At 68.7% G+C, this 409-nt stretch carries 1 protein-coding gene; it reads left to right on the forward strand.

Annotated features, from left to right (window positions below; translation table 11 throughout):
• Window positions 1–31: 31 nt before the first annotated feature.
• Window positions 32–409: helix-turn-helix domain-containing protein (locus Q673_RS23925; RefSeq protein ID WP_043524473.1), on the forward strand; the 378-nt coding region annotated here is incomplete at its 3' end.

Below are 409 nucleotides of genomic sequence, written 5' to 3' on the forward strand. Positions count from 1 at the left end.
AGGCGAGGGCGATCTGGGGGGACGAGGACGCATGATCAGCACCCCAGATCGCCAACGCGCCATCGCGCTGATCGAAGAGGCCAGGGCCCAGGGGGCCCGCCTGGAGGCTGCCTGCCGAGAGCTGGGCATCACCGCCAGGACGTACCAGCGCTGGACGCGCGGCGGCGAGCTGCACGAGGACCAGCGCCCTTTGGTCGGCCGGCCGGTGCCGGCTAACGCGCTAACACCGGCCGAAGAACAGGAGATCCTCGACGTGTGCCACCGCCCCGAGTACGCCAGCCTGCCGCCAGAGCAGATCGTGGTGCGCCTGTTCGACGAGGAGCAGCGCTACTTGGCCTCATCCTCGACGTTCTACCGCGTGATGCGCAAGCACCAGGAAATGGTGCATCGGGGCCGTGCCAAGCCACCT

This window comes from Halomonas sp. PBN3 (assembly GCF_000475415.1).
GTDB classification, from domain to species: domain Bacteria; phylum Pseudomonadota; class Gammaproteobacteria; order Pseudomonadales; family Halomonadaceae; genus Halomonas; species Halomonas shengliensis.